The organism is Absicoccus intestinalis, from assembly GCF_033971885.1.
GTDB classification, from domain to species: Bacteria; Bacillota_I; Bacilli_A; order Erysipelotrichales; family Erysipelotrichaceae; genus Absicoccus; species Absicoccus intestinalis.
This window is the reverse complement of record NZ_JALBUS010000029.1, coordinates 1-12,985: the sequence shown is the minus strand read 5'-3', so window position 1 is coordinate 12,985 and position 12,985 is coordinate 1. Positions and strand designations below refer to the sequence as shown.

13 protein-coding genes are annotated in these 12,985 nt (G+C 40.2%); 7 read left to right on the top strand and 6 right to left on the bottom strand.

The window, feature by feature from the left end:
* Nucleotides 1-172 precede the first annotated feature (172 nt).
* Nucleotides 173-622, bottom strand: coding sequence for an Lrp/AsnC family transcriptional regulator (locus MOZ64_RS11390; protein WP_320326676.1), 450 nt, complete (start codon nt 620-622; stop codon nt 173-175).
* A gap of 248 nt (nt 623-870) precedes the next feature.
* On the opposite strand from MOZ64_RS11390, the gene MOZ64_RS11385 reads away from it, so the two are divergent.
* The 4 genes from MOZ64_RS11385 to MOZ64_RS11370 all read left to right on the top strand — a co-directional run bounded on the left by MOZ64_RS11385 (nt 871) and on the right by MOZ64_RS11370 (nt 5,493).
* Nucleotides 871-2,313 (top strand): aspartate ammonia-lyase, encoded by a 1,443-nt coding sequence (locus tag MOZ64_RS11385; protein WP_320326675.1) that lies wholly within the window; start codon nt 871-873, stop codon nt 2,311-2,313.
* Nucleotides 2,314-2,352: 39 nt separating this feature from the next.
* Nucleotides 2,353-3,012 (top strand): YczE/YyaS/YitT family protein, encoded by a 660-nt coding sequence (locus MOZ64_RS11380; RefSeq protein WP_320326674.1) that lies wholly within the window; start codon nt 2,353-2,355, stop codon nt 3,010-3,012.
* Between the two features lie 94 nt (nt 3,013-3,106).
* Nucleotides 3,107-4,639: a sodium/proline symporter gene (locus tag MOZ64_RS11375; RefSeq protein ID WP_320326673.1), complete on the top strand. Its 1,533-nt coding sequence runs from the start codon at nt 3,107-3,109 to the stop codon at nt 4,637-4,639.
* Complete coding sequence (locus MOZ64_RS11370) at nt 4,639-5,493, top strand: LysR family transcriptional regulator (protein WP_320326672.1); 855 nt, start codon at nt 4,639-4,641, stop codon at nt 5,491-5,493. Before MOZ64_RS11375 ends, MOZ64_RS11370 begins: the two co-directional genes overlap by 1 nt.
* Before the next feature lie 17 nt (nt 5,494-5,510).
* On the opposite strand, the gene MOZ64_RS11365 is transcribed toward MOZ64_RS11370, so the two are convergent.
* Both MOZ64_RS11365 and MOZ64_RS11360 read right to left on the bottom strand, forming a co-directional pair.
* Nucleotides 5,511-5,954, bottom strand: coding sequence for a threonine/serine exporter family protein (locus MOZ64_RS11365; RefSeq protein ID WP_320326671.1), 444 nt, complete (start codon nt 5,952-5,954; stop codon nt 5,511-5,513).
* 9 nt (nt 5,955-5,963) lie between these two features.
* Entirely contained in the window at nt 5,964-6,716 is a 753-nt protein-coding gene (locus tag MOZ64_RS11360) for a threonine/serine exporter family protein (protein WP_320326670.1), read from the bottom strand.
* An 87-nt stretch (nt 6,717-6,803) separates the two neighbouring features.
* Between MOZ64_RS11360 and MOZ64_RS11355 the strand changes: the two genes are divergently transcribed.
* Nucleotides 6,804-8,186, top strand: a complete 1,383-nt coding sequence (locus MOZ64_RS11355; protein WP_320326669.1) for a DEAD/DEAH box helicase — start codon at nt 6,804-6,806, stop codon at nt 8,184-8,186.
* On the opposite strand, the gene MOZ64_RS11350 is transcribed toward MOZ64_RS11355, so the two are convergent.
* The 3 genes from MOZ64_RS11350 to gdhA all read right to left on the bottom strand — a co-directional run bounded on the left by MOZ64_RS11350 (nt 8,175) and on the right by gdhA (nt 10,803).
* Nucleotides 8,175-8,738, bottom strand: a complete 564-nt coding sequence (locus MOZ64_RS11350; RefSeq protein ID WP_320326668.1) for a manganese efflux pump MntP — start codon at nt 8,736-8,738, stop codon at nt 8,175-8,177. The genes MOZ64_RS11355 and MOZ64_RS11350 overlap by 12 nt on opposite strands.
* A 9-nt stretch (nt 8,739-8,747) precedes the next feature.
* Nucleotides 8,748-9,410, bottom strand: coding sequence for a YoaK family protein (locus MOZ64_RS11345; protein ID WP_320326667.1), 663 nt, complete (start codon nt 9,408-9,410; stop codon nt 8,748-8,750).
* A 61-nt stretch (nt 9,411-9,471) separates the two neighbouring features.
* Nucleotides 9,472-10,803: an NADP-specific glutamate dehydrogenase gene (gene gdhA, locus MOZ64_RS11340; protein ID WP_320326666.1), complete on the bottom strand. Its 1,332-nt coding sequence runs from the start codon at nt 10,801-10,803 to the stop codon at nt 9,472-9,474.
* A 128-nt stretch (nt 10,804-10,931) separates the two neighbouring features.
* Here gdhA and MOZ64_RS11335 point away from each other — a divergent pair, with 128 nt between their 5' ends.
* Together MOZ64_RS11335 and rpiB are read left to right on the top strand one after the other, a co-directional pair.
* Complete coding sequence (locus MOZ64_RS11335) at nt 10,932-12,377, top strand: alpha-amylase (protein WP_320326665.1); 1,446 nt, start codon at nt 10,932-10,934, stop codon at nt 12,375-12,377.
* Nucleotides 12,378-12,824 carry a ribose 5-phosphate isomerase B gene (gene rpiB, locus MOZ64_RS11330; RefSeq protein WP_320326664.1) on the top strand — a complete coding sequence of 149 codons (447 nt, stop codon included), beginning with the start codon at nt 12,378-12,380 and terminating at the stop codon, nt 12,822-12,824.
* Nucleotides 12,825-12,985: the final 161 nt, after the last annotated feature.

Below are 12,985 nucleotides of genomic sequence, written 5' to 3'. Positions count from 1 at the left end.
GAATATATTGACCCGTTTACGGGTGAACGGGTCAAAGCAAGCGATTTACCACGCCTCTTTTAGAGGCAGTATGTAACGGGGTTGCGACTGGCGAGGTTTCAATGGTCGAAGGACCTGCGCAACAACAAGCCCTTATAGGGCATTCAATACCACTAATTTTTATTAGTGGTTTTTATAGTTGGATGGGTACTTGTCGATGTTCGACTGAGGTCGAGAATACGATTTGGGTCTGGGTCTTGCCAAAATGTTGGAGTTCATTGATAAAGTGATCCAGTTGTTGGGTGGTCTGAAAAACAACTTCGATCAGCATAGCGTATTCACCAGTTACACAATTGCATTCAATCACATTGGGAATGGATTGGATGAAAGGATAGAATTCATCTTTTTGATAGGGTTGTACTTCAAGATTGATAAAGGCTTTGATGTTGTAACCAAATAAGAGAGCATTCATTTGGGCGTGATAGCCGGTAAGAATACCAGATTGTTCCAATTTTTCAATGCGATTGGAAACAGCCGGTGAAGAAAGGAACACCTCTTTGGCAATCTCTTTGATGGGGGTTCGGGCATTTTCTTGTAAGATCTTTAATATTTTACGATCGATGGAATCCAACTTCATATCCATAAACATCACTTCTTTCTATTACCTCCAAGTGTACTTCAATCGAAAAAAAGACTCAACATTAATAAATAAAGTAAAAATACAAAAAAATTAAAATAAATAATTAAAAGTTTGCTTAAAATGTTTTTAATCATGGTTTTCACTTTAAAAACTTTACAACCAAAAAAACTGGTGCTATTCTTTCACCATAATTTATGAAGTGGATGCAGAGCCTGAAACAGCATCATCATAAATAACTGGAGGGAAAAAATATGAGTATTCGTTTTGAAGCTGATTCCGTAGGAACAAGAGAAGTACCAGATGAGGCCTATTATGGTGTACAGTCGATGCGTGCAGAAGAGAATTTTACGATCACAGGGATAGGAATGAACCCTGTTTTTTTAAAAAATCTTGCCCTGATCAAAAAGGCTGCAGCGATCACGAACTGTCTGGCTGGTGATTTGGATCAAATCTGTGCCAAAGCCATCATAAAGGCAAGCAATGAAGTGGCAGCTGGTAAATTTGCGAAGGAATTTATTGTCGATGCCGTACAGGGGGGTGCCGGTACGAGCGCAAATATGAATATGAATGAAGTGATTGCCAACCGTGCCAATGAAATTCTTGGTGGCGAAAAGGGCGCCTATGATCATGTTCATCCCAATGATCATGTCAATATGTCTCAATCGACCAATGATGTCGTGCCGACAGCTGGAAAAATGACGGTCATTGATTTGATGCAGCCACTTTTGGATGAATTGGCAAGACTAGAAAGTGAATTATATGCTAAATCCATTGAATTTGATGATGTGATCAAAATGGGACGTACCCAGTTACAGGATGCGGTTCCCATGCGATTGGGTCAAACCTTTCATGCCTATGCGGTTATGGTTGGTCGCGATAAGAAGCGATTGGCACATACGATCAAAGAAATGTATGCCGTCAACTTAGGAGGTACAGCCATTGGTTCATCCATCAATGCTTCCCAAGTTTATTTGGATACTGTCGTTCCTTGTTTGGCAAGAATTTCAGGTATGCCATTGACGCAAGCCGATGATTTATTTGATGCCACGGAAAACTTAGATGGATTTGTTGCTGTTTCTGGCGCATTGAAGACATGTGCTGTGAATCTTTCCAAAATGTGCAATGATCTTCGTCTTCTTTCTTCGGGACCAAAAACAGGACTTGCTGAGATTGCTCTACCCGCAAAACAAAACGGTTCTTCGATCATGCCTGGCAAAGTCAATCCGGTCATTCCCGAAGTGGTTACGCAAGTGGCCTTCCTTGTGATTGGTCATGATACGACCATTACGATGGCGGCTGAAGCAGGACAATTGGAGTTGAATGCATTTGAACCCGTATTATTTTATAACTTATTTGAATCCATCACGACACTAAAAGGAGCGGTGAAAACATTAATAGATAATTGTATCGTCGGCATTGTGGCCAATCGAGAACGGAGTCGCGATCTTTTGGAACAGAGTGTAGGCATCATTACTGCACTGAATCCTTATATTGGATATAAGAAAGCTGCTGAAATTGCGAAACAAGCTATCAAACAAAATAAAAGTGTACGCGAAATCGTATTAGCTAAAAAGCTATTGAGTGCCAAGGAGTTGGATCAAATTTTAGATCCTTATGCTTTGACGGGCTCCCATTCGGTTCCGTCGATGTTGTCGATCCATCCAACATTTCAAGAAGTTTCGAAACATTCCTAAAATATGTAAATTCCCATCGATTTATGTTATCATGGTCGCATGAGCAAAAGAAGATGGATCTATTATATCGTTGGCATGTGTATATTGGCATTTGGATTGGAATTGAATGCGAAAACGGGACTTGGGGTATCCGCAATCATTTCGGTAGCCTATGCCAATGCGATATTGTTCAAGATATCTTTTCCCGATATGACCTTGATTCTTTACATGATCTTTGTATGTATTGAAATAATCGTTCATATCTTTCGTAAACAATCACGCAAGATCCTCGTTTTAGATGTTCTACAAATTCCATTGAGCATCGTATTTACACGGTTTATGAAAGCGTATGAAGGATTCATTCCCGATTTTACTGTTTCTAATTTTTCAGTACGATTGATCATATTGATGGTTGCGGTGATTTGTACCGGAATTGGTGCAGCCATGACTTTAAATATGCGGATCGTTCCTAATCCTGGAGATGGAATCGTACAAACGATTAGTGATGCTATTCATAAAGATATTGGCTTTACCAAAAATTGTGTGGATGCTTGTAGTGTTGCGCTCACTTTGGGTCTGGATTTTTTCTGTTTGGGTGACTTTGCGGGATTGGGCATCGGTACTGTGGCTTCTTTGATTGGTGTAGGCCGTACCATTGCTTATTTTAATCGTTGGCTTGGTCAAAAAATGGTCATCCAATGCAACATTGACAATGCATAAGAAAACGAATACAATACAAACAGGGCATTTGTCCTGTTTTTTTAACGCATAGATATGAATAAAATTCATATCCAATATGAGAAAGGGAGAAAATATGAATCTAAATCAATTTGGGATCTTGCTTGCCATCGTAGTTTATTTGGTTGGCATGATCTATATTGGCTTCAAAGTCATGGATCGGAATAAAACGGTGGGTGACTTTTATTTGGGAGGACGTGAACTCGGTCCATTTGTGACAGCGATGAGTGCGGAAGCATCCGATATGTCCAGCTGGTTGTTAATGGGATTACCAGGTGTGGCTTATTTATCGGGTGTGGCCGATGCAGGATGGACAGCCATTGGATTGGCCATTGGTACGTATTTGAACTGGTTGATCGTTGCGAAACGATTACGGACTTATTCAGAGCGCATCGATGCGATCACGATTCCTGAATTTTTTGCGAAACGATATCACGACCAAAAAAATGTGTTGATGTTGATTGCCGCCATTTGGATCATCGTCTTTTTTGTTCCCTATACAGCCAGTGGTTTTGTGGCTTGTGGGAAATTATTCAATACCCTCTTTGGGATTGATTATCATACAGCCATGATCGTCAGTGCATTGGTCATTGTGATTTATACAACGCTGGGTGGTTTTCTTGCTGCATCAACGACTGATTTCATACAAAGCATCATCATGACCATTGCCTTATTGATCGTCGTTGGTTATGGTGTAAGTGTTGCCGGCGGTATGGATAGTGTCATGCATCATGCCTATGCCTTACCTGGATATATGACTTTTACGCAATCGTACAATGTGGCAACCCAATCGGCTGTCCCTTATAGTTTTTTGACCATTGTCTCGAAAGCAGCTTGGGGATTGGGCTATTTTGGTATGCCTCATATCTTATTACGCTTTATGGCCATCAAAGATAAGAGTCAGTTAAAACTTTCTCGTCGAGTTGCAACGGTGTGGGTCATCATTTCGATGTTTGTTTCGGTATTTATTGGTATCGTTGCTATGGCTATGTCAAAAGTCGGTGCCTTGCAAACATTGGTGGGTGCCGATTCCGAGACCGCCATCGTACGTATTGCCCACCTATTGAGTACGCATGGATTTGGGTTTGCTTTGATTGCTGGTATCATTCTTTCGGGTATCTTAGCGAGCACTATGTCGACTTCTGATTCCCAATTGTTGGCGGCTTCGAGTTCTGTATCCAATGATATTTTAAGTGGATATTTCAAGACCAAATACAGTCAAGATAAGTTATTAAAGATTTCTCGATGCTGTTTATTGTTGATTGCTTTGATTTCGATGGGATTAGCCTGGGATCCAAATAGTTCCGTATTTCAGATCGTCTCTTTTGCATGGGCTGGTTTTGGCGCTAGCTTTGGACCTGTTGTATTATTGGCCTTGTTCTGGAAAAATTCCAATAAACAAGGGGCTATTGCCGGTATGTTAGCTGGTGGTATCATGGTCTTTGTATGGCACTTTTTGATCATCCCATGGGGTGGTGTATTTGGTATCTATGAATTATTGCCTGCTTTCTTGCTTGCGTTGATCATCAATGTGATCGTTAGTTTGGCTACGGGTGGTGCCGATGCATCGATCCAGAAAGAATTTGAAGACGCTAAGGCAATGGAATAATGGATATCAAACAATTTCTTCTATTAGAAGATTTAAATAAGACAAAAAGCATTACATCGAGTGCGCAACGATTGGGCTATACCCAGTCGGGGGTAAGTCATGCCATTAAAAAAATGGAAAAAGAATGGAACATCAAATTACTCAAACGAACCAATCATGGGGTCGAATTGACCAGTGAAGCCAAATATCTATTACCCTATGTACAATCGACATTGGTCCAGTTTAGCCGCTTTAAAGAGGCATTGGATGCCATCAATGGATTGACCAAAGGATCAATCACGATTGGTTCTTATTCCAGTATTGCGATGCATTGGTTGCCTATGATCTTGCAACAATTTAATCAGATGTATCCTCAGATCCAAATTCACGTGCGCGAAGGCGATTACGATGAGATCATGCAATGGATTGGTCAAGGCATTGTTGATTTTGGATTTGTTTCACAATCCGGACAATCAAATTTTGCGTTTATTCCTTTTCAGAAAGAAATGTTATATGCCGTTGTGCCCGATACCCAATGGCAAGGTCCTTTTCCAATTCATGCATTGGAACAACATCCATATATTGCCAGTGAGATTGGTGTAGATAATGATGTGGCCGCCACTTTACATCAAGCCGGTGTAAAACCACATGTGGCTTGTTACTGCAAAGAAGACGCATCCATTTTGGCGATGGTCAAACAAGGCTTGGGCATGACGATCTTACCAGAATTGATCCTTAAAGATGTAGATATTCAAAAACATCCATTGGATCCGCCAGCTTATCGAACCTTAGGCATCATGTATAAATCCGAAGATGTTTTATCCGCAGCCGATAAGGCTTTGATCACGATTGCTAAACAAATCATAATAAAATAAAAATGACTCTGGTGGAGTCATTTTTTCATTTTGTGGATCTGATCCATGGATTGTGAAAAGACGATATTCATCAGAATGATCCCCGCCGACATGCAAGAAGCAAACAACAACGTATATCTTGCATAGTAGAGACTTCGTTCTAAATTTTGTAGCAATAAATAATAGATAGAATAATACAAACCTGACCCAGGAATTAAAGGAATCTCACCAATCGCAATGAAAATAGTAGCCGGTTTTTTATAAAGACGGGCCATGCATTCGGAATAGAGCCCAGTGAATAAAGAAGCAAGAAAACCACTGAGAAACGGATCGCACCCCTTTTTTAATGCGATCAGATATACCAACCAAGCCAGCATGCCACCTAAACAAGCGGGAAATAAGATATCGCGTTTGGTGTTGAACATCAACGCAAATCCCAGGGAACCTAAAAAAGCCATGATCAATTGTAAGATATTTTCCATAGATATACCTCAGAAAAACGATTGCACAAACACAAAGCCTAACGCAATACAAATGGCCACAATGATGGCTTCTACGAGATGAATGAGTCCCGTGATCGAATCACCGACAAATAAATCACGCAAGCCATTGGTGAAAGCCAAACCAGGAATCAAGATCATGATATTGCCTATAGCAATCAGATCGTAATGTTGGCCAATGCCTATATAAAGAAATAAAGCATTCAAAAGTCCACCTGCCAATGACCAAGCTAATGCGATGAATAGCTTATTTTGTGAATAGCGTTGCACACAGGTTTCAACTGGTTTCAATAATGCACCAATGATCGAAGCCGCTATCATATCTTGTAGGGTTCCCCCAAAGAAAAGACAAAAAGAACCAGAAATCAGAGCATAAGATGCCATTTGGAAGGAATAAGAATAATTCGGCATGGCCTCGATGACTTTCAATTGGTTTTCAACCGTCATCAAAGAAGGCTTCTTTTCGCAAATATCACGCGATAATTGATTTAGGGCACTAAGCCTTTCCGTATCCATTTTGGAACTTCGGATCCGTCGATTCTGGGTATAGGTATCATATCCCATGTGCATGGTCGTTTCGATATTGACCGTAATGGAGAATACATCGACTCTGCTCGCACCATAGGCCGTACAAATGCGGCGAATCGTATCTTCAATTCGACTGGTTTCGGCTCCGTATTTTAAAAGCATTTCACCGACATCCATCGCAATCGTCAAATATTGATTATCCATTTGATTTTCCATAAGGACCTCTCATACATCCATAGTATACAAAATAATCAGATGTGGGTCCATCTTGCGAATCAAAATGAAGTTGCGTACAATAAAATCATGAAATTTGAAGACTTATCCATTGATGGATCCTTGAAACAAAGCATTGTGCGCATGGGGTATACACAATTAATGCCCATTCAAGCGGCTGTCATTCCGATTTTGTTGGCACATACAAGCTGTGTGGTCCAATCAAGAACCGGTTCTGGCAAGACCCTAGCTTATGGCATTGGCATGGAACAAGATCTTGTGATTGATCAACACGATCCCCAAGCATTGGTATTAGCACCAACGCGTGAGCTATCCATGCAGATCGAGAAAGAATTGGCCTTATTGGGGACGTATAAGAAAGTGAAATGTGTCACTTTGATTGGAAAACAATCGTTTGATCTGCAAAAAGAGGATTTGGCACAACGAACACATATCGTTGTTGGAACACCCGGACGTGTCTATGATCATATGGTGCAAGATAGTTTTTCGTATGAAAAGATCAAATATTTTGTTTTAGATGAAGCGGATGCATTATTAAATACCGATTTTATCGAACGTATCGAATGGATCATGGACCATCTGCAACCAGAGACCATTGTCTTGGTGAGTGCGACGATAGGCCCCTCTGTACAAGCGTTTGTACAAAAACATATGAAAGGGGCACCAGTGATCCATGTGGATCCTACCAATCATCAAATCGCTTCTTATCGGATCATGGTTGCAGATGCAAACAAGCCAGCAACTTGTTTAGAAGTGCTGCAAAAAGAGCTTCCCGATACGTGCATCATTTTTTGTGCAACCAAAGATCGGGTCGATGCTTTATATGAATATCTTTCTTTATATGGCATTTCGGTTTTTCGTATGCATGCTGGCATGGAACAATCCCAACGAAAAGAAACGTTGCAAGCATTTGAACAAGGAAGGGTTCGAATCTTGATTGCGACCGATATTTTGGCACGGGGAATCGATATTGAAAAAGTGGATCTAGTCATAAATTATGATCAACCCGATTCAAAAATCATTTACACGCATCGGATTGGTCGAAGTGGCCGTATTTACGAAAAAGGCAAAGCCATTACTTTTATTGAGCCTGGACAAACTTATGATCATGCGATGCCTTTATGGACAAGTGATGTTGATTTGGCGCCTTGGCGCCTAGCTGTTTTGACTTCAAGTCATCGAAAACGGGAAAATAAAGATGCGAAAGTGCGTGAAGATGTCATGAAGATATATATCACAGCGGGAAAATCAAAGAAGATCCGGCCTGGAGATATTGTTGGGGCTTTATGCGCTATAGATGGCATGACGATGGATGATATTGGAGTGATCCAAGTCCAGGATCATCAATCGTTTGTCGATATCTTACATAATAAGGGTCATCTTGTTTTAAAGAATTTACATCAAGTTAAGAAAAAACACGTTCGTGTAGAACGTGCCAGATCAGAAGAATAAATGTTCGATTAAGATCTTGATTCCCAATACGATCAGAATGATACCGCCCAATCGTTCGGCATAGGCTTGAAATAATGAACCCAGTTTCTTGCCTAATTTGACACTCGCAAACGAGAGAACAAAAGTGATCAAGGCAAAAAGACTAACGGCTAACCAAACATTGACATGTAAGAAAGCTAAGGTAACGCCAACAGCGAGTGCATCAATGCTGGTGGCAATAGCTAAAACCAGAATGACTTTCCAAGAGATGGAGTGGACCATAGGAGCATCTTCATCTTTTTCTTTGCTTTCGCGAATCATGTTCATTCCAATGATCGATAGTAAAATAAAAGCAATCCAATGATCAATAGAAGTGATATATTTTGCGAAATGAGAACCAATGTAATAACCAGCTAAAGGCATAGCGCCTTGGAAAAAGCCAAAAGCTAAACCTAATTTTATAGCGTATTCATTGATGTGTTCTTTGGCTAAAGACATTCCTTTGGCGATGGAAACAGCACTTGCATCCATAGCTAAACCAATTCCACATAAGATGATTGATAATGGATCCATAATTTCCTCCTATTTGCTTCCTTCGCGATCGATATACATGATCATTAATGCGATGGCTAATAAAACACAACTGACCAAGATGGTTTTTTCTTGTAGGTGAGGTAAGCACCAATTTCCAAGAATAGCACCGACAACAAAACAAAGGATCACAAAATAATAGAGTAAAGCACGTTCTAGACTTTGTCTATCTTTCTCATAAAAAAAGTGAATCAAATGATGCGTACCGCTACGAATATTCCCAATACACATCGTGGTCGCAAAGCTATTACCATGCAATTTACGAAAGGCTTGGACTTGAATGCCACAAGCTAAGGAAGTTAACGAATTGGCCAGCAGATTATTATGCAATGGTATCATTGAGACCATGGCCAATAATAAAATTTCAATGAGCAGGGTAAATTGTCGCCAATGCATAAAATGGATCTTGTGGACATGAATGATCTCACAAAGGGCAATACCAAAACAAAAAAACAAGATAGGAAAGGCATAGTGCAGGCAATGATTCCATTGTCCGTTGGAAGCATAGACTCCAAATAAGAGAATGTTACCGGTTTGCGCATTGGCGAAAACTTGGCCTCGTAATAAATACGAATAGGCATCCATCAGGCCGCCGCTCATCGCTAGAAAAATAGCTAATTCAATGGATTCTGAAGTTTGTTTGGCTCGATTCATAGGGATAGTATACAACAAACGGCGAAAAAAAAGAACGCATCGAAATGCGTTCTAGAAACAATTAAACCGTGCCTTGTGCCTTCATTGCTTCGGCAATCTTTAAGAAAGACGCAATGTTTGCACCAACAACATAGTCTTTTTCATGACCATATTCTTTGGCTGTATCACGACAAGTATTGAAGATGTTGACCATGATATCGTGTAAACGAGTGTCGACTTCTTCAGCTGTCCATGATAAGTGTTGTGCGTTTTGTGACATTTCCAATCCAGAACAAGCTACACCACCGGCATTGGACGCTTTACCTGGTGCATAGAATACACCATGTTCTTTTAAGTAATCGATCGCTTCTGGCGTTGTTGGCATGTTCGCACCCTCGCAAAGGGCGAATACACCATTGGCAACTAAGTTCTGTGCATCATGTAAGCTGACTTCGTTTTGTGTTGCACATGGTAAGGCAATATCACATTTGATATTCCAAGGACGAGCACCTGGCGTATAAGTTGCTTCTGGATGTTTTTCTACATATTCTTTGATGCGTCCACGACGAACTTCTTTGATGTCTTTGACTAGATCTAGGTCGATACCATTTGGATCGTATACAAATCCATTGGAATCGGACATTGTGACAACTTTTGCACCTAATTGCGTTGCTTTTTCACAAGCATAGATGGCAACATTACCACTACCAGAAATACATACGGTCTTGCCTTCAAATGTAGTACCATTGTCTTCCAACAAAGCTTCGGTATAGTAACATAATCCATAACCGGTTGCTTCGGTACGAATCAAAGAGCCACCAAAAGTTAATCCTTTACCTGTCAATACACCGCTCCATTCGTTTTTCAAACGTTTGTATTGACCAAATAAATAACCCACTTCACGACCACCAACACCGATATCTCCAGCAGGAACATCTGTGTCTGGTCCAATATGACGATACAACTCCGTCATGAAGCTTTGGCAAAAACGCATAACTTCTGCATCACTTTTTCCTTTTGGATCGAAATCCGATCCACCTTTGCCACCGCCCATAGGTAATGTCGTCAAGGCATTCTTGAAGATTTGTTCAAATCCTAAGAATTTGATGATACTTACATTTACGGATGGATGGAAACGAAGTCCACCTTTGTAAGGACCAATTGCTGAATTAAATTCAATACGATAACCACGATTGACTTGTGTCACACCATTGTCATCGACCCAAGGAACACGGAAAATGATTTGACGTTCAGGTTCAACCAAACGTTTCATCACATCGTCATCCAATTTTTCTGGATGAACTTCCTGGATGATTTCCAAAGAACGGAATACTTCTTCTACCGCTTCAAGGAATTCAATGTCATTGGGATTTCTTTTCTTAACAGTTTCGTAAATAGCATTTAAATCTGTCATGAATTTCCTCCTGGAATATTGATTCCGCGATTAATATATCATATTCATGAAACGGTTTACAGTACTTTTCATCTTTTTTCATTGTTTTCAAGATGTGGTATCCTATATGTATAGAGAGGTGTCGATTTGTGAATAAAACAACATTGATTCAATATTTTGAATGGTATCTAGCCAATGATGGTTCCCTATGGAGACAAGTTTGTCAAAATGCCAAAAAATTGGCAAATATAGGCTTCGATAAAATATGGTTGCCACCTGCTTACAAAGGAGCAAGTGGAAAAAACGATGTGGGTTATGGTGTCTATGATATGTACGATTTGGGTGAGTTTGATCAAAAAGGCACGATCCCTACAAAATATGGAACCAAACGAGAATATCAACAAGCTATTGATGCCTGTCATCAAGCGGGTATGGCCGTCATTGCGGATATTGTCTTTAATCATCGCATGGGGGCGGATGCCAAAGAAACGATCCAAGCACGACAAATGGATTGGAATCATCGAGAACATGCCCTTTCCGATGAAGAAACCGTAGAAGTATGGACCAAATATACGTTTCCAGGACGAAACGGCAAATATTCTGATTTTATCTGGAATTGGGATTGTTTTGATGGAACGGATTATGATGCTTTATCCAAGCGAAATGAATTATTGGAGTTTAATACGAAACAATGGGATGAAAATGTTTCACATGAAGATGATAATTTTGATTATATCATGGGTGATGATTTAGATTTTTCCAATCCAAAGGTTGTCGAAGAACTCTATCGATGGGGAAAATGGTATTGGCAGATGTGTAGGGTGGATGGTTATCGATTGGATGCTTGTAAAAGCATTGATTTCTCTTTCTTTGAGGGATGGTTACGATCCCAGGGAGAAATTGCTCATACGACGCCTTTTGCGGTTGGTGAATATTGGAGTGGCAATGTCGATGATCTAAATCAATATTTGAATCATTGTAATCATTGTATGACGCTATTTGATGTTCCTTTGCACTTTCATTTGTTTGATGCATCCAACAGTTATGATCGCTACAACATGTCGACGATCTTTCAAGGAACCCTTTCCCAGCAACAACCGGAATATGCCGTTGCCTTCGTGGATAATCATGATACGCAACCAGGGCAGGCGTTGCAATCCTGGATCCAAGGATGGTTTAAGAGCCATGCCTATGCTTTGATCCTATTGTATCGATGTAAAGTGCCTTGTGTATTCTATGGCGATCTGTATGGAATTGATCATGATCATATTGATCCCGTTCCACATTTGGCGCAAATGTGTTGGATCCGTAAACACTATCTACAAGAGGATATCGAAGATCGATTTGATGATTGGCATTGTATTGGTTGGATGGTCAAATCAGAGCATCCCATTGTTGTGGTCATGACCAATAGTTATGGAAATCAAAAGACCTTTCATGTCGGTATGCCCCAGGAAACTTTTAAGGATATCATTACTGGGAATGAAGTTCGGATCGATGAAAATGGAAATGGTACTTTTGTTTGTCGGGATGGTCAATGTGGTATATATTTAAGACAGGCAGACGTACAAAAAATGAAAGAGGAGGTCAAATAAATGAAAATTGCGATTGGAAATGATCATGGTGCAGTGGAGTATAAAGATACGATCAAAGCCATGTTGATCGAAGAAGGACATGAAGTTATCGATTGTGGTACGAATAGTACCGATAGTTGCGATTATCCCGATTATGGAAAAGCGGTTGCGGATAAGGTCGTAGCGGGTGAAGCGGAAAAGGGCATTGTGATTTGTGGTACAGGCATTGGTATTTCAATTGCGGCCAATAAAGTTAAAGGAATTCGTTGTGGATTGTGTACCAATACCACTATGGCACGCTTGACGCGAGAACATAATGATGCGAATGTGCTTGCGATGGGACAACGAATCATTGGCATTGAGACCGCAAAGGATATTGTCCACACGTTTTTATCAACACCTTTCAGTAATGGAGAACGTCATAAACGTAGAATTGAAAAGATCACAGAGATTGAACAGAATCAATAAATAGTCGGTCGAAACAGGGTTTCGACCTTCTTTTTTAAAAAAATGCAAAAAAGATAAAAAAAGGGGTTGCATAAGGCAGATAGATTTGATAATATAACTGAGCACGCGAAAGCGTGACGATCTTTGAAAACTGAACAGGAAACCAAGAAACACGTCAATTT